The following is a 24,252-nucleotide window of genomic DNA, read 5'->3' as shown; positions in this document are numbered from 1 at the left end:
TTGAAAGAAGGAAGACAAGCCCAGCGGTTAAAACAAAAGAATTGGTTAGGTCCTTGAAAGACAAGGCAAGCATGCTCAAGGCGCGAGTCATGCGCGTCGCCTTCAAACAGCTGTAGCTGATATACCTTAAGCTATTGTTTTTGCGCTATGAGCAGCGTCACTGCAGCCGCGCCACAATCTCTTGCGCCTTGGCAGCCAGTTATCCGACTGTCGGCAGGTCTCCGCCTCAATTGCGGGCAAAACCGATGAAGTCATCGGGCGCGGCGCGGCCCATTTCCTCTTCCCAGTGCTGGCGGCAGAGCGAGACATAGACGTCCTTGCCGATCGCCACCTGCTCGCCCTGCTTGGCCACCTTGCCGTCGGGACCGAGGCGCACGACCATCGTCGCCTTGCGGCCGCAGCGGCAGATGGTGCGCACTTCGCGCAGGTCGTCGGCGATGGCAAGCAGCGCGCGCGAACCGGAAAACAGCTTGCCCTGGAAGTCGGTGCGCAGGCCGTAGCACATGACCGGGATGTTCAGCCGGTCGGCGATGCGGGCAAGCTGCCAGACCTGCTCCTCCTCCAGGAACTGCGCCTCGTCGACGAATATGCAATGCACGGTCGTGTGCTCGTGATGCTCGGCGACGCGGGCGTAGAGATCGTCGCCGTCGCGGAACATCTCGGCCTCGGCCTCAAGCCCGATGCGCGACGAGATCAGCCCCGTGTCGCCCTTGTGATAATGGCCGGCGACGAACAGCATCGTCGTCATGCCGCGTTCGCGATAGTTGTAGGACGCCTGCAAGAGCATCGTCGTCTTGCCGGCATTCATCGTCGCGTAATTGAAGTAAAGCTTGGCCATGGCCCCCTTTTAAGCCGAGTTGCCGTGGCACTGGGAGGGGGCGCCAGCGCCGTCCACCAAAAAAGCCGCCCTGCCGGAAAGGCGTCGGCATGTCGCTGAATGGCCAGCGCGCGCCGTTGATCGTGATGGGGCGCCGCTTGAAACCACATCAAAATGGTGTTTGGCTGACGAAACAAGGCGGGCGCAAGACCCCTGACTTCGCGTCGCCTCGAATTGCAATGGGAGAAAAGTTCATGTCGCGTATGAAATCCTTCGTCGCCGGCCTCGGCCTGGCGGCGCTTTTGTCCACGACCGCCGCCTATGCCGGCGATCCGGCGAGCTGCAAGGCCGTGCGTCTGTCCGATGTCGGCTGGACCGACATCCAGGCGACCACCGGGCTGGCCTCGGTGCTGCTCACCGCGCTCGGCTACGAGCCGCAGGTGATCCAGCTCTCGGTGCCGGTGACCATGGCATCGCTGAAGAACAAGGACCTCGACGTCTTCCTCGGCAACTGGATGCCGTCGATGACCAATGACATCAAGGACTACACGGCCGACGGCTCGGTCGAGACGATCAGCACTAACCTGACCGGTGCCGGCTACGGCATCGTCGTGCCGACCTATGTCGCCGACGCCGGCGTCAAGACGCTCACCGATCTAGGCAAGTTCAAGGACAAGTTCAACGGCAAGATCTACGGCATCGAGGCCGGCAATGACGGCAACCGCATCATCCTCGACATGATCAAGAACCCGGCCGACAACCTCAACGGCTTCGAGCTGGTCGAGTCGTCGGAAGCCGGCATGCTGACCCAGGCCGAGCAGTCGATGAAGAACAATGAGTGGATCGCCTTCCTCGGCTGGACGCCGCATCCGGTGATGGGCGCTATGAAGATCACCTATCTCGACGGCATGGGCGACAGCGGCTTCGGCGCAGCCACCGTCTACACCAACGTGCGCAAGGGCTACACCACCGAATGCCCGAACGCCGGCAAGTTCATCGCCAACCTGAAGTTCAATCTCGACATGGAAGGCGAGATGATGGACGCGATCCTGAAGGGCGGCGACGCCCAGACGGTCGCGACCGACTGGCTGAAGAAGCATCCGGACGCAATCACGCCCTGGATCGCAGGCGTGACCACCTTCGATGGCGGCGACGCGGCGGCGGCGATCAAGACCGCGCTCGGGAGCTGAGCCGGCTTTGAGTCCGGTATGATCTCCGGAAAAGGGCAGCCACTGGAAAAGGCTGCCCTTTTTCATATGCTGAGAAGACGACCGTCTGCCAAGGACGGCGAAGGCCAAAGAGGGGAAGATGGATCCGATTTCGAAATTTCTGGTCGCCTACAAGATTCCCATCGGACCGTGGGGCAAAGCCTTCTTCGGTTTCCTTACCGACAATTTCGATACGATTTTCAGGGCTTTCTCGAACGGCCTGAATTTCCTGCTCGACGGAGCGGTGGACCTGCTGCTGATGGTGCCGCCTGTGCTGCTCGCCCTGGTGGCCGCCGTGATCGCCTGGTTCCTGCAGCGCTCGCGCCCGCTCGCCATCGGCGTCTTCATCGGTCTCATCTTCATCATCAACCAGAACCTCTGGAAGCAGACAGTGCAGACGCTGGTGCTGGTGGTCGCCGCCGCCGCCATGGCAATGGCCATCGGCGTGCCGCTCGGAATCTGGGCGGCGCACAAGCCGAAGGTCTACCGCGTCATGCTGCCGGTGCTCGACCTGATGCAGACGCTGCCGACGTTCGTTTATCTGATCCCGGTGCTGACGCTGTTCGGGCTCGGCAACGCGCCGGGCCTCATCGTCACCATCATCTTCGTCATCCCGACGGCCGTGCGGCTTACCCATCTTGGCGTGGTTTCGGTGCCCAAGGCGATCATCGAAGCGGGTGAAGCCTTCGGCGCCACCAAACGCCAACTCCTGTGGAAGGTGGAGCTGCCCTCGGCGCTGCCGACGATCATGGCGGGACTGACGCAATCGATCATGCTGTCGCTGTCGATGGTGGTGTTCGCGGCGCTCATCGGCGCCGGCGGCCTCGGCACCGAAATCAATCGTGCGCTGGGCTCGCGCCGCATTGATCTCGGACTTGAGGCCGGCCTGGCCATCGTCGTGCTCGCCATCGTGCTCGACCGGATGACTCGCATCGGCGTTGGAGGCAAGAAATGACCGTCGCGGTTGACTTCAAGAACGTCGATATCGTCTTCGGCGCCGACCAGGCCGGCTCGCTGGCGATGATCGACAAGGGCGCCAGCCGCGCCGAGATCCTCGAAAAGACCGGCAATGTGCTGGGATGCGCCGGGGCCAATCTCACCGTGAATGAAGGCGAGATATCCGTGCTGATGGGCCTGTCGGGCTCCGGCAAGTCGACGCTGCTCAGAGCCGTCAACCGGCTCAACGTCGTGTCGCGCGGCCAGGTGCTGGTCAATGACGGCGACCGCACCGTCGATGTCGTCACCTGCGACGACGCGACCCTGCGGCGGCTGCGGCAGAAGCAGGTGGCGATGGTGTTCCAGCAGTTTGGCCTGCTGCCGTGGCGTACGGTGGAGGAAAATGTCGGCTTCGGCCTCGAGCTTGCCGGCGTGCCGGACGCCGAGCGCAAGATGCGGGTACAAAAGCAGCTGCAGCTCGTCCATCTCGACCAGTGGTCGAAGAAATACGCGCATGAGCTTTCGGGCGGCATGCAGCAGCGCGTCGGCCTCGCCCGGGCTTTCGCCACCGAAGCGCCGATCCTTCTAATGGACGAGCCGTTCTCGGCGCTCGACCCGCTGATCCGCACCAAGCTGCAGGACGAGCTCCTGCAGCTCCAGGCGGAACTGAAGAAGACCATCATCTTCGTCAGCCACGACCTCGAGGAGGCGCTGAAGATCGGCAGCTACATCACCATCATGGAGGGCGGGCGCATCGTCCAGACCGGCGCGCCGGAAGACATCGTGCTGCGTCCGGCCAACGACTATGTCCGCGACTTCATCGCCAATGTGAATCCGCTTTCGGTGCTGACGGCGTGGAACGTGATGCGCGACCGCCGTGATCTGGACCAGGGCGAGAACGGCTGGGTGTGGCTCGACCGGCGCAAGACGACGCGCTTCAAGATCGACGAGCATGGTCTCGTGACAGCGGCCGAACGCCACGGCAAGCCGGCGGTGTGGGTGTCGTGCGCCGATGTAGAGCGCCAGCCGGAGGAGGGGGCGCAAGTCTTCTGGGCCAATCCGGGCACGCCGCTGAAGACGGTGATGCTCGCCATGCACCGTTCGCAGACGGCGCCGGTGGCGCTGTTCGATGAAGGCTCGCGCTTCGTCGGCGCGATCGGCATCCGCGACGTGCTGAGCGCGGTGCTCAGGCGATAGCTTCGGCCTTTAATTTTGATGCATGTCCTTCTCCCAAAACCGCGGCGCACTTTTTGGGCGACATGCATTAAAATCAAGCATGAAGTGTTCGCTGGCGGGCACCTCGTGCTTGATTTAGACTTGCCTGACTGACGGCCGGGCTGGGCCGCTGACGTATGGGGCCGAGAAATGATCTTTCGTCAGCTCTTCGATTCCGTTTCGGGCACCTACTCCTATCTGCTTGCCAGCCGCCGGGGCGGCGAGGCATTGATCATCGATCCGGTGCTGGAGAAGGTCGAACGCTACCTGCAACTGGTCAACGAGCTCGATCTCAGGCTGGTCAAGGCGGTCGACACGCATCTCCATGCCGATCACATCACCGGCCTCGGCGCGCTGCGCGACAGGACGCATTGCGTGACCGTGATGGGCGAGCAGACGAAGGCTGACGTCGTGTCGATGCGGCTTGCCGACGGCGACAAGCTTGCGATCGAGGGGCTGGCGCTGGACGTCATCTACACGCCCGGCCACACCGACGATTCCTACAGCTTCATCCTGCCGGACCGGGTTTTTACCGGCGACACGCTGCTCATTCGCGGCACCGGCCGCACCGATTTCCAGAACGGCGATCCGCGCCAGCAGTATGAATCGATCTTCGGCCGACTGCTGAAGCTACCCGACGAGACGATGATCTTCCCGGCGCATGACTACAAGGGCGAAACCGTGTCGACGATCGGCGAGGAAAAGGCCTTCAATCCCCGCCTGCAGGTGAAGTCGGTCGACGAGTATGTCGACATCATGAACAATCTGAAGCTGTCCAATCCGAAGATGATGGACGTCGCGGTGCCGGCCAACATGCGGGTGGGGCTGCATCAGGACGATATCGCCAGCCGCGGCTGGTCGGTGAGCGCCGAACAGGCGCTGGCTCTGATCGGCCGGCCCGACGTGGCGCTGATCGACCTGCGCGAGCAATCCGAACGGGATCGCCACGGCGTCATCCCCGGCGCGATCCATCTGCCCTATCCGCGGCTGCAGGAAAACATCGCTCCTGGCGGTATGCTGCATGAGCTGGCGAAATCGACCAGCAGACAGATCCTGTTCTATTGCGCCTTCGGCGAGCGCTCGGCGATGGCCGTGCAGGCGGCGCAGGATGTCGGGATATCGAGCGCCCGCCACATACAGGGCGGCATCGATGCATGGCGGAAGGCCAGCGGCCCGCTCGTGCATTGACGCGGAACAGACTCAGTTCAACCCGATGAGCTTGGCTCCGCTGCGGAACAGGACTTCACCGTCCCGGTCGAAGCGGAAGGTGGCGATGAAATCGTCCGCCCGATAGTCAGGCCATGTGGTGCGGATCGCGGCAGCAAAATTCCGCGCCTCGTGCCGGCGGCCGGCCAGCGCCAGGCAGTGGGCCGCGATCGCCAGGATGATGACATGGGCATTGGGCCTGGCCGCCGCTTTCAGCGCCCATTCCGCGGCTTCATTGTATTCGCCCAGCCGTGCATGGGCCATGGCGCGCGCGCCCATCATGCCGAACAGCAGTGGATCGAAGGGACTGAGATGACGCGAGTGATCGGACGAGCCGATCGCCAATTGCGGATCGCCCGACTGCGAGTGGACAAAGGACAGCGCATAGTGGCCGAGCGCGAAATTCGGGCTGAGGTCGACGGCCTTTGCCAGCTCGATCAGAGAGTTGTCCTGCTCGCCGCGCAGCCACAAGGCGCGTCCCATCGCCCAGTGTGCGGCCGGATTGCGGTCATCGACCAGAAGGCTGTGACCGGCGGTTTCGAAAGCCTGCGCCGTCTCCCGGTCGCGATCACCCCAACGCTGGAAGGCATTCTGCCAATGGGTGAAGGAAAGCCCGGCATAGGCGCGGGCGAAGGTCGGGTCGAGCTTCAGGGCGTCGTTGAAGAACTGCTGCGCCAGCTCGTTTTCCTGACGGGTGAAGCGGTACATGTGCCAGAGGCCGCGATGATAGGCTTCCCAGGCATTCAGCGAGTTCGGCGCCTTCAGCATCGCGCGGTTTCGCTCGACGGTCGCAATCTCGGCGGCGATCGAGGAGACGATGCTGTTGCCGATATCGTCGATGACGACAAAGATTTCATCCGGCCTGTGCTCGAAGGTCTCGGCCCAGACGATCCGCGCGGTGCGGACCTCGACGAGCTCGACCGAGACGATGACCCTGCCCGAAAGGCTGCGGACCGAGCCGGTCGCCACATAATCGACGTTGAGCCGGCGGCCGGCATCCTCCGGCGCGATGTTCTTTTCCGCGAGCGCGAAGACCGAGCCGCGCGCGATGACGAAGAAATCGCGGAGCTTGGCGAGGCGCGTGATGATGTCGTGGGTCAGACCGTCGGCCAGCCCGCCGCGGAAATTGACGGTGCTTTCCGCAAACGGCATCACCGCCAGCGAGGCCCGGCGCGACGCGGCGGGTTCGAAATCGACGGCAACGATCGGCGGTTGCGGGGCCAGAAAAGTTGGCCCGGACCGGGCGCATGGCGTCGCGCTGATGTTGCGGGCTCTAATCTCGTGCCATGCCTCGCGCAAGGGAGCGACATCCAGCTCCTCGGAGCGAAACAGCTCCGCGGCGGTGGCCAGATGTTCCTCGCCGGCGCCGATCTGGCCGCGCCGCGCAAGGTTTTCCAGCAACGCCACATGCGCGCGCCCGTCGAACGGCGCGAGCTCCAGCCATTTGTCCAGATAGGCGCCTGCTTCATCGGCTCCCTGCGGGAGAAGGGCGATGATATGCTCCAGAACGGCGACATGGCATGAGCTGAAACGGCGGCGTTGTGCGGTGAGCCAGCTGGTGAAATGCGGGCTCCGATCGAGTTCCAGCCCGTCGAGGAAATCGCCGGCGAAAAGTTGCGCCAACGCTCGCAGGCGTCCGAGGCTAAGCGTCTCGATCCCTTCGGCCACCGCCGCGGCGGCGTCGACGGCATCGACATTGATATCGGCAAGGCGAAGCGCCACGGTGTCGCCTTCGGTCTCGATCCTGTGCAGACCCGGTTCGTCGAGCGCGCCGCGAAGCTTGCTCAGGCACCAGCGAAGTTCGCCGCGCGGATCGTTGGGAACGTCCCACAGAAGCTCGCAGAGCCGGCTGCGGCTGACGGGATGCGGCGCGAGCGCCAGATATGCCAGCAGCGCGCGCAGCTTGCGCGAGGAGGGCAGCTTAACCGGCTCGCCGTCACGAGCAACCGCCAGTTGCCCAAGCAGTCGCACGGATAGGCCGGCGGTGTCGTTCAGGCTCGATCGGGTGGATTCCACGAATGTTTCCACGCTCTCTCCAACGCTGACCAGCTGGTCCATGTTCTATCACCAAAGACGACAGGAAGCATCCGGCAGCCCAATTCCATGCCGGAACGCCGCCGTTGCCGCATTCGCGGCTGGTCAAGCATCCTAACTCGGCAAGGTGTCGAAACCGCGCCGCCCAAGCCGCCGGTTTGTAACCGGCACGTGAGATAACGAGGAGAAAAGCTCCATGTTGCAGCAGTTGAAGATCAGGACCACCGCCGGTCGCGGCCGGCTGTTCGACAGCATTCTCGATACGGTCGGCGACACGCCGGTCATCCGTATCAACAATCTCGGTCCGACCCATGCGACGATCTATGTGAAGGCCGAGTTCTTCAATCCGGCAGCCTCGGTCAAGGACCGGCTGGCGCTCAACATCATCGAGGAAGGCGAGCGCAGCGGCAAATTGAAGCCGGGCCAGACCGTCGTCGAGGCGACCAGCGGCAACACCGGCATCGGCTTAGCCATGGTCTGCGCGCAGAAAGGTTATCCGCTGGTGGTGACGATGGCCGACAGCTTCTCCATCGAGCGCCGCAAGCTGATGCGCATGCTGGGCGCCAAGGTGGTGCTGACGCCGCGCGCCCAGAAGGGTTTTGGGATGTACAAGAAGGCGGTGGAACTCGCCGAGGCCAATGGCTGGTTCCTGGCCCGCCAGTTCGAGACGGAAGCCAATGCCGCCATTCACGAGGCGACGACGGCGCGCGAGATCATCAACGATTTCGCGGGCTCGAGGCTCGACGTGCTGGTCACCGGCTATGGCACCGGCGGCACGGTCGCCGGCGTCGGCCGGGTGCTGCGCCGCGAGCGGCCGGACGTCAAGATCGTGCTGGCCGAACCTGCGAACGCACAGCTTATCGGCAGCGGCAAGGGGCAGGAGCGCGGCGCGGGCGGCGCGCCCGCCGCCAGCCATCCGGCCTTCGAGCCGCATCCGATCCAGGGCTGGACGCCCGATTTCATCCCCAACGTCCTGCAGGAAGCGATCGACCAGCACTACTATGACGAAGTCGTGCCGATCCCCGGCCCGGAAGGCATCAAATGGGCGAAGGCGCTGGCGCAGCAGGAAGGCATCTTCACCGGCATCTCGGGCGGCGCCACTTTCGCCGTGGCGCGCCAGATCGCGGGCACGGCTCCGGCCGGTTCGGTGATCCTGTGCATTCTGCCCGACACCGGCGAACGCTACATGTCGACGCCGCTCTTCGACGGCATCCAGGCGGAGATGGATGCCGAGGAGACGGCACTGTCGCGCTCGACGCCGAGCTGCCAGTTCGACGCCTGAAGACAACGCGCGGCGCCGCTGTCCACTCGGATGGCGGCGCCGCCGATCTCGCGCGTCGATCAAGGATCGCGCGCCATGCAGGAGAAACCGGATGGACAGCTTGCAGGAAACGACGGCGATGGATGAGACGCTCGATCCGCCGGACTGGGCCGATGTGCAGGCCCTGTCGCACCGGATCATCGACGCCGCCGTCGGCTATCTCAGGGATGTCCGGGATCGTCCGGTGTGGCGCGAGATGCCGGCCGAGGTGCGGACGTTCTTCAACGCGCCAATGCCGCGCGAGCCGGCGCCCATTGCCGATGTCTATGGCGACGTCGCCCGCAACGTGATGGCCTATCCGATGGGCAACATTCATCCGCGCTTCTGGTCCTGGTATATGGGTTCAAGCAATTTCACCGGCGCGCTCGGCGATTTCCTGGCGGCGATCCAGGGCTCGAACCTCGGCGGCGGCAACCACGCCGCCGGACTGATGGACAGCCAGGTGGTCAATTGGTGCAAGGAGATGGTGGGCTTTCCGGCCTCGGCCGGCGGCACGCTGGTCAGCGGCGGCTCGATGGCCAACATCATCGGGCTGACCGTGGCGCGCAATGCCAAGGCGGGCGTCGACGTTCGCGAAAGGGGCGTCGGCGCCATCCCAAGGCCGTTGCGCTTCTATGCCTCGGACCAGGTCCATTCCTGCCACCGCAAGGCGATGGAAGCGCTCGGCCTTGGCAATCGGGCGCTGCAGCGCGTTTCGACCGACTCCGATTTGCGCATCGACGTCGATGCGCTCAGGACGGCCATCGCGGAAGACCGCGCGGCCGGTTTCAAGCCGGCCTGCATCATCGGCACAGCCGGCACCGTCAACACCGGCGCGATCGACGACCTCCAGGCGTTGGCGGCGTTGGCGGCCGAGGAAGACCTCTGGTTCCATGTCGACGGCTGCATCGGCGCTCTGATCGCGATCGCACCTCAAAACAGATCGCTCGTCGCCGGCATCGAGCAGGCGCATTCCATCGCGCTCGACCCGCACAAATGGCTGCACGCGCCGTTCGAGGCGGGTTGCGCGCTGGTTCGCGATGCCTCCGCCCACCGCAACACCTTCGCTGTCACCCCGGAATATCTGGAATCGACGCCGCGCGGCCTCGCCTCCGGGCAATGGCTGCACGATTATGGGCTTCAAACATCGCGTGGTTTTCGCGCGCTGAAAATCTGGATGGCGCTGAGGGAGCACGGGGTCGAGAAATTCGGGCGGCTCATCGACCAGAACATCGCCCAGGCCCGTCATCTCACGGGTCTGATCCAGGCCGAGCCGGCGCTCGAGCTTACGGCGCCGACCACCATCAACATCGTCTGCTTCCGCCATCGTCTGGCCGGCGCATACGAGGAGCGGCTCAAGGCATTCAACACCGAAATCATGCTGCGGCTGCAGGAACAAGGCATCGCCACCTTGTCCGACACCACCGTACACGGCAGGCATTGCCTGAGGGCTGCAATCACCAACCACCGCACGCGGCGCGACGACCTCGATCTTCTGGTATGCGAGACGCTTCGCATCGGCAAAGAAATCGCGGCTGCGGCGCCATCGGATTGAAGAGAGCGCGGCCAAGACGTTTCATTCGGGCAGGCCGGCCAGCCGCAGGGCCTCAAAATATTTGGTGAAATAGGCCGGCCTGATTGGCCCCACCCGGTGCTTGAGGTTGGAAAGCGTCAGTTCGGGGTCGAGCTGCCGCGAACGGGCGATATGCTTGCTCGCGGCATTCTGCCTGCCGGCCATGGCATTGCTGGCGGCGGCCACGCGCAGGCCGGTGAGATAATAGGGCTGCGCGCGGGAAGCCGCCTCGGCCAGCGGCCAGGCGGCGTCGTAACGGCCGGCCACGAAATGGGCGAAGGCGGTGAAGGTCTGCATGAAGAAGGTCAGCGGATCGAGCGGGCTCAGCCGTCTTGCCCGCGACAGGTGCTCGATGGCGATGTCCGGATCGCCGTAGCAGGCCTTGAGGTAGCCGCTGGCACTCCAGGCGGTGGCGCAGTTCGGGTTGAGCACGAGCGCCCGATCGGCCAGCGCCGAGCCGGCCTCGTAGTCGCCGATGACGTAGCCAAGCGCCACGCTGCTGAAGGCCAAAGCCACCGCATCGTCCTTACCGTGAATGGCGACGTTGCCGACCAGGCGGGCGACCTCGGCGGTCTCCTGATGCCGGTCGGTCATCCAGCCATTTGCCATCCGCCAGAAATAGCACCAGGCGGCAGCGCCCTGTGCCGCGGCAAAATCGGGGTCGAGCTCGATGGCCTTGTAGAACTGCGGCAGTGCCTCATCCAACCCCTCCCTCGTCCAGCGGTAAAGGCTCGTCATGCCGCGCAGATAGTGGTCGTAGGCGTCGAGACTTTCGGTGGGCTTGCGCTTGGCGCGCGCCATCTCGGCCTGCTCGAGCCTGGGCGAAATCGCGCCGATGACGCTGGAGGCGACGAGGTCCTGCAGTTCGAATATCTCCGATACGTCGCCCTCGAAGCGGTCGGCCCAGAGGCTTGTCCCCGCCGCCGCCTCGACGAGCTGGCCTGCCACCCGAAGCCGACTGCCGGCCTTGCGGACGCTGCCTTCCAGCACGTAGCGGACCCCGAGTTCGCGCCCCACGCGGGTGACGTCGACCGCCTGGCCCTTGTAGGCGAAGGCGGAATTCCGCGCGATCACGAACAGCCAGTTCACATGCGACAGCGCCGTCGTGATCTCCTCGACAACGCCGTCGGTGAAATAGTCCTGCTCGGCGTCGCCGCTCATGTTCTGGAACGGCAGGACTGCGATCGACGGCTTTTCCGGCACCGAAACGGCAGGGCGCGGCAACTCCGCCCTCACTTCCAGGTTGGACAGTTCGACCTCTGGCGGGCCGCTGTCGACTACCGGTTCCTTCGGCTCCATGTTGGCAGCTTCGATACGTTCGACCAACGCCCGCGTCGCTTCCTCGGGCTCGACGCCGAGCTCGCGCTTCAGCGCTTCCTTGCAGGCCAGGAACTGGCGGAAGGCATCGTTGGTCTTGCCACGGCGGCGAAAGATGCGGATCAGGGCGCGGTGGGCCTGCTCGGCGCATGGGTCGAGCGTCACCAGCCGCTCGGCCAGTGTTTCGCAGGCCTGTTCCTCGTGCGAGCCCAGCTCCCGCAACAGGCTCAGCCGCTCGGCCAGGTCCAGCGCCTTGCGGCTGTAGTTTGCCCGAAGCGGCGCAAGCCACTCATCGATCTGGCCGGGGGATGACAGCCCGTCAAGCAGGTCGCCCCGGTAGAGGTCGGCTGCTGCTGCGAGGCTCTCGCCGTCATCGGCCTGGCACTTCCGATCGAAAACCCAGATGTCGGCCTCGTCGGTATTCGCCGCCAGCCAGATGGTATCGGCATTGCCTTCGATGCGAATAGCCTCGTCGCCCGTAGACGGAAACAGCCGCCTGATGTCGACCAGGGCCTGGCGCAGGCTGTTTCGCGCCTGCTGCTCGCCGCTGCCGGCCCACAGCGTCGCCGCCACCCTCTCGCGGCGAACGCCCTTGGGGCCGACGAGAACCAGCGCGGCAAAGAGCAGCGACGTCTTGCGCGTCGCGAAGTGCAGAGGTTGCCCGCCTGCGGAGACAACCTCGATGCCGCCAAGCAATCGGATGTGCACTCCGACCCCCGTGAAAAGCCCTCGGATACAATACCACGTCCCGCAGCCGACTTAACGACGATTTAGCGCTTCCATGCGCGGTTTTTCCTGCGGCTTCACGCCTGGATGAACATTGGCAAAGCGCGGCGGTGGGACATTGCCCTCGTGAGTTCGAACGAGGGAGAATGACAATGACCTACATCAGCCTCAGGACCTTCCAGCCGACCTCCCGCTTTGCCGGCACGCTCGCCGCCCATGCCGCGACTGTCTTCGCCGGGCTCCTGCGCCGGTATCAGGATGCCATGCAGCGCAGGGCTTTGGCCGGCCTGTCGATACCGGAACTGAAGGATCTCGGCTATCCGGCGGACGAGGCCCCGGCCGATGTCGCGGCTCGCGGCCGCATCGCCGGGCGCCGCCCGCTGCCGTGATCCTTGTTATCCAGCGTCGGTTGCCAGCGGCGCGCCGGGCAGATAAAGCGCGATCGGACGGATCTCGTAGACAGCGGTGGGATTGACGCGCCTGAGATCGCGCGCCACCGCTATCGCCTCGTCCTGGTTCGCGCAATCGAGGACATAGAGGCCGAGCAACTGCTCCTTGGTCTCGGCAAACGGACCGTCGATCACCATGCCGTCGCCCGCACCGCGCAGCGTGACCGCTTTCGCGGTCTCGCCCAGCCTTGCCGCCGGCCCGAGCTTGCCGGCGCGGGTCAGCCTGTCGTTGATCTCAAGCAGGTCTTTCATCAGTGCGGAATCGTCCTCGGGAGTCCAGGACTGGACGGTCTCTTCGACGTGATAGGCAAGGATCGCATAGAACATGGTTCGGCTCCTCGTGCATGACCCCGAAAATCGGATGCGATTTCGGAAAGGATCATGCACCAAATTGAAGTGCTACACCGCCTTTGCGCGTCCAAGAGGACGCGCGGCGCTGTAGAGCGGCGCACTATCACAAGGATGGCGCGGCTGATCCAGCCCCGGCAGCAGTCGGGAAAGCGCCTGCTGACTCAAGCTGCCAGCGGCAGGCGGAGCTCCGTCAGCAGGCCACCGTCGGGATGGTTGGACAGGTTGATCTCGCCGCCGGCGCCGCGGGCGATGTTGCGGGCGATGGTGAGGCCGAGGCCCAGGCCGCCGGTCTCGCGGTTGCGCGACTGCTCGAGGCGCACGAAGGAGCCGAACACCTGATCCAGCTTCGCCTGCGGAATGCCCGGACCCTCGTCGCGGATGGAGAGCGTGATCGTGTCGCCCGAGCGCCGCACGCCGATATGCGCCTTCTTGCCGTAGGTGACCGCGTTCTGGACGAGATTGGTGATGCAGCGGCGCAGCGCCACCGGCCGCGCGATGCAGACCAGGCCGCGCGTCGGCGTGGCGCCCTCGTCGAATGAAGCATCCTCGAACATGTCCGCGACGGACTCCACCAGCGACCAGAAATCGATCCGTTCGGCCTTTTCCTCCGTGACCTCGAATTTGGCGAAGTCGATCACTGAGCTCGCGATGCTTTCGATGTCGGCAAGGTCATGCGCAAGGGCTTCGCGGGTAGGCGATTTGCGCAGCAGCTCGAGCCGCAGCCGCATCCTGGTCAGCGGCGTGCGCAGATCATGGGCAAGCGCCGCCGCCAGATGCTCGCGGTCCTCGACATAGTCGCGCAGTCGCATCTGCATGGCGTTGACCGCCTTTGCCGCGGCGCGGATCTCACGGCTGCCGGTCTCGGCGATCGGCGGGCTTTTGAGATCGTTGCCGATGCGGTTGACCGCGGTTTCCATCATGCGATAGGGCGCCGTCAGCCGGCGCAGCGACCAGATCGACATCACAACGATCAGTCCCGCTATCAGCGAATAGAGCGGCAGGCTGTCCCAGCTCAGGATCGGCCCCGCCGGCGTGTTCGGCTCGGTGAAGTTCAGCCACTGGCCGTCGGAAAAGCGCAGCGACGCCGTCAGCTTGTCGCTCTGGGCGAAATCGGCGGCCAGCACCAGAAGGTCGCGCTCGACTTGGCCGACATCCTTGTTCACAACCCGGCCGTCCGGAGTATCGGCTTCCTGGGTTGCCGGATCGCGCCGCACGCGCGCATCGGTGATGCCGAACTTCGATAGGCGGCCGACCAGGATGTCCTCCAACTCGGCAAGCTGATCATCGCCGGCGATCGAGGAGGTGACGGCGGGTGTGTCCGAAACGGTCAGCGCATAGGTGGCATTGAACAGACCGGACGCGGTCGCCTTGCGTTCTTCAGGCGTGGCGTCATGCATCAGCTGCACCAGCGAATAGGCGCGGTCGTTCAGACGGTAGAGATCGACCACATCGTTGGCGGCGGCGCGGTCGCGCGCCACGATATAGAGCGTCGCCACCTGGCTGATCATCAGGCCGGCTATGACGATGAGCAGAACCCAGACAGGCAGGGTTTGCGGCAGGAAACGTCTCATTCGGCGGTCGTTTCGGGCAGAAACTGATAGCCGCCGCTGCGCACGGTGAGGATCAGCTTCGGCGTCTTCGGATCGTCCTCCATCTTGCGGCGCAGGCGGCTCACCAGGATGTCGACGCTGCGGTCGAAGCTGTAGCCGGTGTCGCCGCCCGAAAGCTCGATGAGCTGCTCGCGGGTGAGCACGCGCTGCGCGCTCTTGACGAAGGTCTGCAAGAGGTTGAACTCCGCCATCGTCAGCTCCACCCGCACGTCGTCGGGCGCCGTCAGCCGGCGGCGCGAGCAATCCATGGTCCAGCCGGCGAAGCGGTAGATCTGCTTGGCGGCGGGCCGGCGCGGCTCGGCTGCGCCGTTGCGCCTCAGAACCGCGCGGATGCGGGCGAGCAGCTCGCGCGGATCGAAGGGTTTCGGCACATAATCGTCCGCGCCCATCTCGAGGCCGACGACTCGGTCCGTCGTCTCGGTCACCGCGGTCAGCATGATGATCGGTGTGGTGTAGTTGGCGCGGATCTCGCGGCAAAGCTCCAGCCCGCTCTTGCCGGGCAGCATCACGTCGAGGACGATGAGATCGACCTGCGCGCGGCGCAGGATCGCCTCCATCTCGGTGCCGTCGGCGGCCACCGTCGTGTGCAGTCCCCGCTTCTGGAAGAACTCCTGAAGCAGGTCCCGTATGCCCTTGTCGTCATCGACGATCAGTATGTGCGCGTCGGATTTCACGAGAACCCCGCGATTGCTGTAGCCAAGCCGCCCTTCGGTGATCACCCACACGATAGAATTCGGGCCACATCTTGGCCAGTGGCGACGATTTGGGCAGGTCGGCTTCCCCAGAAACAATTCAGAAACAAAATTCTACAGTCGGGAAAAACTCCTGAAAAATTTCAAGGGCATAACCGGTGTCGTGGCGGTCAGGTCATCGGCTGCGACGCAAGTTTCCGGAGTAACGGGCAAGACCGATGCAGAGGTTCTGGATCAGCGTGATGGGTGCTTTGCTCAGCATGTCCCTCATCACAGCCGCGGTCGGAGCCTCCAACGCAAAGGTGACGCCGCTGACCCGGACCGAGCGCTGCACCAACCTCAGCCGTCAAGTTGACGAAGCCCTCGAAACCCATGCCGCGGCAACGCAGGTCACCGCGGCGAAGGCACTTCAAAGAAAGGGAAACCGGTTCTGCGCCGCCAAGAAACAGGCACAGGGCATCCGGATGCTCGCAAATGCTTTGAAGCTGCTTGGAGTGACACCGATCGACCCGGTTCAGTGACGCTCACCTCCTCGACCCGCATGAAAGGAAATGAAGCCATGAAGAAGTCCATTCTCTCCGCCACCGGTCTCGCCGTCGCTCTCGCCTTCGCGATGCCGTCTCTCGGCAACGCCGCCGCCACGACGACCGCTGCTCCGGCCGCTTCGACCGCGACCACCGCTCCGGCCGACAGCACGGCAAAGCCGCCCGTGAAGAAAGTCGCCGCGAAGAAGCACAAGAAGGCTTCGACGAAGAAGGTCGTCAAGAAGACCGACAAGAAGGATGCTCCGAAGACCTGATCCGGGTCTCGGTACTGCAACTTACCAAGAACCGTTCCGGCCGGTTGGCCGGAGCGGTTTTCGGCGGCCGAAGCCTGACACCGGCAGCTTGCGCCGCGCCGTTCCCGATCCTTAACCCGATCGCAATGCCAGCGCTGTAGGACAGTCCGCATGAGGAAGCGGCTTTCGTCCCGGATGCGTTCGTTGACCCTCGGCGGCCTGGTTGCCACCGCGGCGGCGAGAGCTCTGATCATCTTCACCGCCAGCCCGGTGCCGGATCCCGCCAGCGGCAGGACCGAGCCAGAGCCTTTCGCGCCGGTGATCTCATCGAGCTTCGACTACATCACGCCGGCACAGAGCTGGTTCCTGATCGTGCTGGCGGGTGCGACGCTGATCGGCTTCGCCGCCTGGCTGGCCGCTGCGTTCATGGAGCGCGGTTCCGACATGGACGATGGCGGCTCCGGCAGATCCGGTACAACGATGCGCCGTACTATCGGCCGTCAGGGCCGTTGAACCGCAAACGGCGCTTTCCCACATAGGCTGGATATTGTCCTCGCTGCTACGGCGGGCAAATGGACGAATGCTTCTGCGCACGACTAAAGTGGAAGCGAGCCAATTTTCACGTAATTCCGGAAGACTGCTAAGCACTTTTCCTGGAATTGCTTGAGTTCCCAACTGGCGGATTCCGATGCCTGAAACTGTCCTCAAACCGCGTACCAAGACGCAGCCGAAAACCGAGCGGCCAAAGCTCTACAAGGTCATCCTGATCAATGACGACTTCACCCCGCGCGAGTTCGTGGTGACGGTGCTCAAAGGTGAATTCAAGCTCAGCGAGGATCAGGCGCATCGCGTGATGATCACGGCGCATACGCGCGGCGTCTGCGTGGTCGCCGTCTTCACGCGCGACGTCGCCGAGACCAAGGCCGCGCGGGCAACCGATGCCGGCAAGGCCAAGGGCTATCCGCTGCTGTTCACTACCGAACCGGAAGAGTAGGGGCAGCACTTCTTCCTTCTCCCCTTGTGGGAGAAGGTGTCGCCGAAGGCGACGGATGAGGGGTGTTCCAGGGAACGCCGACGTCTCACTCCGCTGGAGCACCCCTCATCCGTCTCGGCGCTGCGCGCCGATCCACCTTCTTCCCACAAGGGGAGAAGGGAAGTGCAGTAGCCCCTACCGCCCTTCCCGATACCACATCGAGCCGATGGCCAGGAGCAGCAGGCCGAGGCCGAGGAAGCCGCCGAACAGCGGCACGCGCGAAACGGCCTTCAGGGTGCTGTCGTTGGTGGTGCGCAGCCCGATCCAGTCATCGCCCGATGCAGCGCCCGAGGAGCGGACCGGGACGATGGAAGGCAGCGCCACACCGCCCGCAAGATTGCCTAGCACTGACGACGGAGCGAGTCTGCGCACGCTGCCGCCGGTCGCCTCGGCCGGCGCCTTCAACCTGTCTTCGGTGGAAATGACATCGGAGAATTCCGGCGCGTTGACCGGGCCGACATGGGCAAGTGCGGTGAGGTCGCCATTGCCCACCTGATAGAGGCCGATCTCGCTAGTCTCCAGGCTGCCAGTGAAAATCCCCGGCTCGGCTTTTTGCAGCTTGACCGTCATCGCCTTGCCGGATGGCGTGATCACCTGGGCCGGGCCTGGATCATCGCTCATTGTCTGGCGCCTTATTTCCAACACCATGCCGCGGCCGTCGGCGGTCAGCCGTTCTTCTTCCAGCTCCGGCTCCTTCATCAGCCAGTGGGCTATGCGGCGATAGAGCTGGACATGCGGCCCGCCGCCTTCGAAGCCGCGCGCCCACAGCCAGCCCTGGTCGGAAAGCAGCATCCCGACCCGGCCCTCGCCCTTGCGGTCGAGCACAAGCAGAGGGCGATCGTCGGCCCCTTTCATCACCACCTCGCCCTCGGGATTCTTGACGCCTATGGTGCGGAACCAGCGGCTCCAGTGCGGCGGATCGGTGGCCGAGCCGTCGAGCCCGCGCGTCACGGGGTGACGCTGGCCGAGATCGGTGAGACGCGGATAGAAGGCCTTGTCGACGACCTCGCCGGTGGGCATCGCCGGCAGGGCTGATATCAGCGGCGTGCGGGCAATCGAGCTCTCGCCGGCATATTCGGGGCCGGCAGCGATCAGCAGAGCGCCACCCTTTTCGACATATTCGGAGATGTAGTCGTAATAGAGGATCGGCAGCACATCGCGATGCTGATAGCGGTCGAAGATGATCAGATCGAAATCCTTGATCTTTTCGACGAACAGTTCGCGCGTCGGGAAGGCGATCAGCGACAGTTCATTGATCGGCGTGCCGTCCTGTTTTTCCGGCGGCCGCAGAATGGTGAAGTGGACGAGGTCGACCGACGCGTCGGACTTCAGAAGGTTGCGCCAGGTGCGCTCGCCGGCATGCGGCTCGCCGGAGACCAGAAGCACGCGCAGATGATCGCGGATGCCGTCGACCAGCGCGATGGCGCGGTTGTTGGCGTCGGTCAGTTCCCCCGGCTCGTGATCGATTGAAAGCTGGACGATGTTGCGCCCGGCGTTGGGGATGGTGACCTCAAGCTTCATCGGCTGGCCGATGGTCGCATGTTCGACCGAGACCTGCTCGCCATTGACCGAGACCCGCACGTCGACCGGGCTGCCCTGGCCTTCGGTGGAAATGACCCGGTAGCTCATGTCGAGCGGCTTGCCGACGAGACCGAAGCGCGGCGCGTTCTCGAAGCGGATGCGGCGGTCCTTCTCATGTTCGTTGCCGGTGACCAGCGCATGCAGCGGCGCGTTGAAGTCCGGAGCGCCGGCCGGCGCGTCATGCACCTCGCCGTCGGTGATCATGATCGCGCCGCCGATGCGCGAGGGCGGTACGTCGCGGAAAGCGCCTTCCAGCGCGCCGAACAGCCTGGTTTCCGTGCGCTCGTCGGCGGCTTCGGACTTGCCGGCATCGACGACGCGGACATCGAACTGTTTGAAGCGGCCGAGCCGCTGCTGAAGGCCGGCCAGCGCCTCGTCGGTCTGCCTGGCGCGGTCGCCGATGTCCTGGCTCTGGCTGCGGTCGACGATGACGGCGACGACGCTTTTCAGCGCCTCGCGTTCCTCATCCAGGAAGACGGGGTTGAGGAGCGCGGCTCCAAGCGCAAGCAGGGCGATGAAGCGCAGGATCGAGCCGCGCTGACGAAACCACAGCCCCGCCAGTGCGAGCAGCAGGAGCGGCACGATGGCGACCCAGAACAACGGCCAGGAAACGAGCGGCTCGAAGGAAATCGACCAGTTCATAACCTACTGCCCCAGCCGTTCGAGCAGGACAGGCACATGCACCTGGTCGGATTTGTAGTTGCCGGTCAGCATGTACATCATGATGTTGACGCCGGCGCGCAGCGCGTAGACGCGCTGCATCGGATCAGGCGGCACGGTCGGCAGCATCGCGTCGCCGTTCTCGTCGACCGCCCAGGCGCCGGCGAAATCATTGGCGGTGATCATGATCGGCGACACGCCGTCGCCGGTCCGCACCGGACGGTTTTCGGTGTTGCTGGCGTCGAGCGAGGTCTCGACCCAGAGCGGACTGCCGTTGAAGCGGCCGGGAAACTCCGGAAGGATGAAAAAGGATTTCGTCAGCACATGGTCCGACGGCACCGGTTCCAGCGGCGGCACGTTGAGGTTGCCGAGGATGTCGCGCAGCCGCTCGGTCGCCGGGCTTGCCGAGCCGGCGCCGATGCCGTTGGAGAACTGGTCGCGCGTGTCGAAGAGAACCGTGCCGCCCTGCTGCATATAGGCATCGATCCGCGCGATCGCCGCTTCGCTGGGCATCGGCGCGGTGGCGTCGATCGGCCAATAGATCAGCGGATAGAAGGCCAATTCGTCCTTGGAGATGTCGACGCCGGCCGGCGGGCCGGGCTCCAGCGCCGTCTTCTCGATCAGGAAGCGGGTCAGGCCTTCGAGGCCGGCGCGACTGATCGAGTCGACGCCGGGCTCGCCGGTGATCACATAGGCGATGCGGGTTTTCGAAATATCCTCGATCGCCTGCGAATCGCCGGGCTTCAAATCGTCCGCGCGGGCAAGATCGGCGCGGCCGAAGAGCCCGCCGAGTACGATCAGCACGGCAGCGGCGGTCGCCGCGGCGCGGCGTGGCCGGCGCGAAAACAGCCCGCCCATCCACAAGACGGCCAGCGTGTCGAGGACCATCAGCAGTAGCGCGGCGGTAACCAGCGGGCCCTTCAGGTTCTCCGATTCATCGAACGCGTAGGGAATGGCAGTCACCGGCAGCGAAACCTGCGGCTGAGCGAGCGGCGTGAACGTGCTCGAAGCGTTGAGCAGGTTGTGGGCAAAGACGCCGGTCTCCGAGCCGTAGAGGCCGGGCGGGTTCTCCAGCGTCACCGGCAATGGGCCGGCCCCGGGCACGAGCGGCCGCGCGTCTGGCGTCGGCGGCACCAGCGCGCCGTCGGCGCCGATCATACGATAAGGCGCCAGCGATGCGGCGGCAGCCTCGGCATTGGCGACCGCGGCGCCCTGGTTGCGCGACAATTGCACGATGCGCCTCAGCATCTCGACGAAACTGCCGGAGATCGGCAGGTTCGACCAGGTCGCCTCCGGCGTGACGTGGAAGAGCACGAGCGTGCCCTTGTCCTTCTTCATGCCCGTGACCAGCGGCGTGCCATCGGCCAGCGTCGCCCAGGTGCGCTCGACGATGTCGGGCGTGGGTTCGGCCAGCACCTGCCGGCTGACCGTCACCTCGGTCGGCGGCGCGAGATCGGCGAACGGGCCATTCTTGGGGAATTCGGTGACCTGTTGCGGCGTCGTCCAGGACAGCGCACCGCCCAGCGCGCGCTCGCCGCTGCGCAACCTGACCGGTAAGAGGTCATCGTCATTGCCGGCGGCGGCCAGCCTTGAACCGGCAAAGCGCACCAGTGTGCCGCCCTTGTCGACCCAATCGACCAGCCGTTGCCGGACCTGCTCGGGGATGGTGCCGACATCGGCCATGATGATCATCGCCGGCTTCTGGTCGAGAAGCTGCGGGATGGCGTCGGCCAGATCGGCGCTCGACGGCTCGACCAGATCGGCGAAGGGCTGCAGGGCACGGCGAATGTAGTAGAGCGGCGACAGCAGCGGTTGCGCCTGATCGGCCTCGGCCTGCGAAAGCAATCCGACGCGGCGGCGCTTGGAGCTTTCATCGAGCACGCGCACGGCGCCGGCCTGATGCTCGCCGTCGAGCGCGACCGAGGCGAAGTCGTTGCGCAATTCGAACGGCACCTTCATCGTTCCGGTGGCGGTGGTCTGACCCGGCGCGAAGCTCAGTGTCGCGTCGGCGATGCGGCGGCCCTTGTCGTCAAAGGCGCCGGCCGTGACTTGGGCCGGCGCCGGATCGCCCGGCGCGCGGACGGCGGTCAGCGCGAAGCCGTCGACCTGATTGTCGGCACCGGTCAGGCCGGTGAGCGAGACCCGGTCCGAAGTGGCCCAGACCAGTCGCGAGGCATTTTTTTCGAGAAGCGTCCTGAAAGCCGCTTCGTCGCCGTTGGCCGCCAGCCCGTCGGCAAGCACGGCGACACTGGCGCCCGGCAGGCGCTCCAATGTGGCGGCGACACGGGCATAGACGGCGGGGCGGTCGGTCGGGATCGGACGCGGCTTTGCCGCGCGCAGACGGTCGAGCGCGGCCGATGCATCGAAGGGGCCGATCTCGGCATTGGGCTTCTCGGCGGTGAAGGCGATGACGACAGGCACGCCGTTCGAGCCGGCATCGGCGATCAGCCGCTCGGCGGTGGCGACGCGCTTGCCCCAATCGGCGGCACTTGCCCAGTCATTGTCGATGACAAGCGCCAGCGCCGAGCCCTCCGCCGGCAGTTTTTCGCGCGGATTGAACACCGGTTCCGCAAGCGCGGTGATGACAAGGGCCGCCATCAGCAGGCGCAGCAGCGTCAGCCACCAGGGGCTTTGATGCGGCGTCTCATCGCGCCTCAGGACGCGGGCGAGGATCCTGAGCGGCGGAAAGACCTCCGTCTGCGGCCTGGGCGGCGTCAACCTCAGCAGCCACCAGATCACCGGCAGAGCCAACAGGCCCCACAGAACCATCGGCGCGCCGAAGGAAAGCGGCAGCCAGCTCATGCGACCGCCTTTCCGGGATCACCACCGCCGGCGGTCAGCCCGGCATGACCAGTGGTCAGCCCTGGACGACTGCTATCGGCGGTCATCGCCATGTGGACGCGCACCAGCGCCTCGGAGGCGAGGCGGTCTGTGTGGCTGACGGTGAAGCTCCAGCCCAGACGCCTGCACCAGCCGGCCAGTTCCTCGCGGCGGGCGGTGTAGAGCAGACGGTATTGCTCTTTGAGCGTTTCGGCGCGGCCGGCGGTCAGCTTGTCGCCGGTTTCGGGATCGGTGAATTCGGTGCGGCCGGCATAGGGGAAGGTCTCTTCAGCCGGGTCGACGACCTCGATCAGGTGCGCGCGCACGCCGTGACGGGCGAGCACGTCGAGCCAGGCCATCGTTTCCTCGACCGGATCGAGGAAATCGCTGACGATGACGATGTCGCAGAAGCGGCGGATGGCCGACAGGTCAGGTTTGGCCGGCAGCTCGCCGGCATGGCTGAGCTGGGCCGCGATGCGCTCGGCGCCGTTGCGGGCGGTGAACGGATCGGTGAGGCCGGGCCAGGCGATGCGCTCGCCGCTGCGCGACAGAAGCTCGGCCATGGCGAGGGCCAGCACCAGCGCGCGCGATTCCTTGGAAACGCCGGCTGCCGCGGACTTGTAGAGCATGGAGGGGGAGGGGTCGGACCAGAGCCAGACGGTATGAGCCGCTTCCCACTCGCGGTCGCGCACATAGGTGTGGTCGTCACGGGCCGAGCGGCGCCAGTCGATGCGCGAGGAATCGCCTTCGACATAGGGGCGGAACTGCCAGAAATTCTCGCCGATGCCGCGCTTGCGACGGCCATGCCAGCCGGCGATCACCGTGTTGACGATGCGGCGCGCCTCGACCAGCAGATCCGGCACCAAAGAGGCTCGCAACCGGCCACGGGCGAGCGCATCGCGCGTCGCAACCGGTGCCTGGACCTCGCCTATTCGACCCATCAGATGCCTTTTGCCAGTTTCGCCACCACGTCGCGCACGGAAGTGCCTTCGGCGCGGGCAGCGAAAGTCAGCGCCATGCGATGCTGCAGCACCGGCTCGGCCAAGGCACGGATGTCGTCGACCGATGGCGCCAACCTCCCATCATATAGGGCGCGCGCCCTGGCGCACAGGGTCAGCGCCTGGCTGGCGCGGGGACCAGGACCCCAAGCGACGTGCTTGTCGGTGTCGGCGTTGCCCTGGCCAGGGCGGGCCGAGCGCACCAGCTTGAGGATCGCCTCGACGACGCTTTCCGGCACCGGCATGCGGCGGATCAGCGTCTGGATTTCCTTCAGCCTGGCCGACTGCAGCACATTGTCGGCCTTGGCCTCCTCGACGCCTGTGGTCTCGAGCAGGATGCGGCGCTCGGCCTCGATCTCCGGATAAAGGATGTCGACCTGCATCAGGAAACGGTCGAGCTGCGCCTCGGGCAGCGGATAGGTACCTTCCTGCTCCAGCGGGTTCTGCGTCGCCAGCACGTGGAAGGGCGAGGGCAGGTCGTGGCGCACGCCGGCGATGGTGACGTGATATTCCTGCATCGCCTGCAGCAGCGCCGACTGGGTGCGCGGCGAGGCGCGGTTGATCTCATCGGCCATCAGAAGCTGGGTGAAGATCGGCCCCGAAATGAAGCGGAAGGAGCGCTTGCCGAACTCATCCTGTTCCATCACTTCCGAGCCGAGGATATCGGACGGCATCAGGTCGGGCGTGAACTGGACGCGGCGGGAATCGAGGCCGAGCACGATGCCAAGCGTCTCGACCAGCTTGGTCTTGGCGAGGCCCGGCACGCCGACAAGCAGCGCATGGCCGCCGGCCAGCAGCGCAACCAGCGTGCGCTCGACGACGGCTTCCTGGCCGAAGATCACGCGGCCTACGGCGTCGCGCACCTTCGAGATGTCGGCCAGCGCCTTCTCGGCCTCCTCGATCATCGCCTTGTCGCTCAACGGGCTTTCCTTGATCATCACGCTCATG

General features: G+C 65.0%; 21 protein-coding genes. 11 read left to right on the top strand and 10 right to left on the bottom strand.

Annotated features, from left to right (window positions below; genetic code table 11):
• Positions 1-226: 226 nt before the first annotated feature.
• A complete protein-coding gene (locus tag RFM40_RS27880) occupies positions 227-838 on the bottom strand; it encodes a thymidine kinase (RefSeq protein ID WP_320229669.1) in 612 nt (203 codons plus the stop codon).
• 233 nt (positions 839-1,071) lie between these two features.
• Between RFM40_RS27880 and RFM40_RS27875 the strand changes: the two genes are divergently transcribed.
• The 4 genes from RFM40_RS27875 (at position 1,072) to RFM40_RS27860 (ending at position 5,364) form a co-directional block, all read left to right on the top strand.
• Entirely contained in the window at positions 1,072-2,007 is a 936-nt protein-coding gene (locus RFM40_RS27875) for a choline ABC transporter substrate-binding protein (RefSeq protein ID WP_320229670.1), read from the top strand.
• A 118-nt stretch (positions 2,008-2,125) separates the two neighbouring features.
• Complete coding sequence (gene choW / locus RFM40_RS27870) at positions 2,126-2,980, top strand: choline ABC transporter permease subunit (protein WP_320278618.1); 855 nt, start codon at positions 2,126-2,128, stop codon at positions 2,978-2,980.
• A complete protein-coding gene (gene choV / locus RFM40_RS27865; RefSeq protein WP_320229672.1) occupies positions 2,977-4,158 on the top strand; it encodes a choline ABC transporter ATP-binding protein in 1,182 nt (393 codons plus the stop codon). Before choW ends, choV begins: the two co-directional genes overlap by 4 nt.
• Before the next feature lie 168 nt (positions 4,159-4,326).
• Entirely contained in the window at positions 4,327-5,364 is a 1,038-nt protein-coding gene (locus tag RFM40_RS27860) for an MBL fold metallo-hydrolase (protein WP_320278617.1), read from the top strand.
• Between the two features lie 12 nt (positions 5,365-5,376).
• On the opposite strand, the gene RFM40_RS27855 is transcribed toward RFM40_RS27860, so the two are convergent.
• Entirely contained in the window at positions 5,377-7,440 is a 2,064-nt protein-coding gene (locus RFM40_RS27855; protein WP_430691737.1) for a transcriptional regulator, read from the bottom strand.
• A gap of 172 nt (positions 7,441-7,612) precedes the next feature.
• On the opposite strand from RFM40_RS27855, the gene RFM40_RS27850 reads away from it, so the two are divergent.
• A complete protein-coding gene (locus tag RFM40_RS27850; protein ID WP_320229675.1) occupies positions 7,613-8,698 on the top strand; it encodes a PLP-dependent cysteine synthase family protein in 1,086 nt (361 codons plus the stop codon).
• A 91-nt stretch (positions 8,699-8,789) separates the two neighbouring features.
• Positions 8,790-10,271 (top strand): pyridoxal phosphate-dependent decarboxylase family protein, encoded by a 1,482-nt coding sequence (locus tag RFM40_RS27845; protein WP_320229676.1) that lies wholly within the window; start codon positions 8,790-8,792, stop codon positions 10,269-10,271.
• A 21-nt stretch (positions 10,272-10,292) separates the two neighbouring features.
• Here the strand turns inward: RFM40_RS27845 and RFM40_RS27840 are convergent, their stop codons facing one another.
• Positions 10,293-12,314, bottom strand: coding sequence for a BTAD domain-containing putative transcriptional regulator (locus RFM40_RS27840; RefSeq protein WP_320229677.1), 2,022 nt, complete (start codon positions 12,312-12,314; stop codon positions 10,293-10,295).
• A 170-nt stretch (positions 12,315-12,484) separates the two neighbouring features.
• Between RFM40_RS27840 and RFM40_RS27835 the strand changes: the two genes are divergently transcribed.
• A complete protein-coding gene (locus RFM40_RS27835) occupies positions 12,485-12,721 on the top strand; it encodes a hypothetical protein (RefSeq protein ID WP_320229678.1) in 237 nt (78 codons plus the stop codon).
• A gap of 6 nt (positions 12,722-12,727) precedes the next feature.
• On the opposite strand, the gene RFM40_RS27830 is transcribed toward RFM40_RS27835, so the two are convergent.
• From RFM40_RS27830 to RFM40_RS27820, 3 genes are all read right to left on the bottom strand, one after another.
• Positions 12,728-13,108 carry a YciI family protein gene (locus RFM40_RS27830; protein ID WP_320229679.1) on the bottom strand — a complete coding sequence of 127 codons (381 nt, stop codon included), beginning with the start codon at positions 13,106-13,108 and terminating at the stop codon, positions 12,728-12,730.
• A gap of 185 nt (positions 13,109-13,293) precedes the next feature.
• Positions 13,294-14,703: an ATP-binding protein gene (locus RFM40_RS27825; protein WP_320229680.1), complete on the bottom strand. Its 1,410-nt coding sequence runs from the start codon at positions 14,701-14,703 to the stop codon at positions 13,294-13,296.
• Positions 14,700-15,416, bottom strand: coding sequence for a response regulator transcription factor (locus RFM40_RS27820; protein ID WP_320229701.1), 717 nt, complete (start codon positions 15,414-15,416; stop codon positions 14,700-14,702). The genes RFM40_RS27825 and RFM40_RS27820 overlap by 4 nt, the downstream gene beginning before the upstream one ends.
• Before the next feature lie 236 nt (positions 15,417-15,652).
• Between RFM40_RS27820 and RFM40_RS27815 the strand changes: the two genes are divergently transcribed.
• The 4 genes from RFM40_RS27815 to clpS all read left to right on the top strand — a co-directional run bounded on the left by RFM40_RS27815 (position 15,653) and on the right by clpS (position 17,206).
• On the top strand, positions 15,653-15,955 hold the full coding sequence (locus RFM40_RS27815; RefSeq protein ID WP_320229681.1) for a hypothetical protein: 303 nt from the start codon (positions 15,653-15,655) through the stop codon (positions 15,953-15,955).
• A 38-nt stretch (positions 15,956-15,993) separates the two neighbouring features.
• A complete protein-coding gene (locus RFM40_RS27810) occupies positions 15,994-16,233 on the top strand; it encodes a hypothetical protein (RefSeq protein ID WP_320221892.1) in 240 nt (79 codons plus the stop codon).
• Positions 16,234-16,383: 150 nt separating this feature from the next.
• Positions 16,384-16,725 (top strand): hypothetical protein, encoded by a 342-nt coding sequence (locus tag RFM40_RS27805; protein WP_320229682.1) that lies wholly within the window; start codon positions 16,384-16,386, stop codon positions 16,723-16,725.
• A 175-nt stretch (positions 16,726-16,900) separates the two neighbouring features.
• Positions 16,901-17,206, top strand: coding sequence for an ATP-dependent Clp protease adapter ClpS (clpS, locus tag RFM40_RS27800; RefSeq protein WP_320229683.1), 306 nt, complete (start codon positions 16,901-16,903; stop codon positions 17,204-17,206).
• A gap of 174 nt (positions 17,207-17,380) precedes the next feature.
• On the opposite strand, the gene RFM40_RS27795 is transcribed toward clpS, so the two are convergent.
• From RFM40_RS27795 to RFM40_RS27780, 4 genes are read right to left on the bottom strand one after another with little or no spacing between them, the layout of a single operon-like run.
• Positions 17,381-19,468, bottom strand: coding sequence for a hypothetical protein (locus RFM40_RS27795; protein ID WP_320278616.1), 2,088 nt, complete (start codon positions 19,466-19,468; stop codon positions 17,381-17,383).
• A gap of 3 nt (positions 19,469-19,471) precedes the next feature.
• Positions 19,472-22,288, bottom strand: coding sequence for a DUF4159 domain-containing protein (locus tag RFM40_RS27790; protein WP_320229685.1), 2,817 nt, complete (start codon positions 22,286-22,288; stop codon positions 19,472-19,474).
• On the bottom strand, positions 22,285-23,247 hold the full coding sequence (locus RFM40_RS27785) for a DUF58 domain-containing protein (RefSeq protein WP_320229686.1): 963 nt from the start codon (positions 23,245-23,247) through the stop codon (positions 22,285-22,287). Before RFM40_RS27785 ends, RFM40_RS27790 begins: the two co-directional genes overlap by 4 nt.
• Positions 23,247-24,251: an AAA family ATPase gene (locus tag RFM40_RS27780; RefSeq protein ID WP_292340260.1), complete on the bottom strand. Its 1,005-nt coding sequence runs from the start codon at positions 24,249-24,251 to the stop codon at positions 23,247-23,249. Before RFM40_RS27780 ends, RFM40_RS27785 begins: the two co-directional genes overlap by 1 nt.
• Position 24,252 lies beyond the last annotated feature (1 nt).

Origin of the sequence: Mesorhizobium captivum (assembly GCF_033977165.1) — a bacterium.
Classification (GTDB): domain Bacteria; phylum Pseudomonadota; class Alphaproteobacteria; order Rhizobiales; family Rhizobiaceae; genus Mesorhizobium; species Mesorhizobium captivum.
The sequence above is the reverse complement of the archived record's forward strand: the minus strand, read 5'-3'. Positions and strand labels throughout refer to the sequence as shown.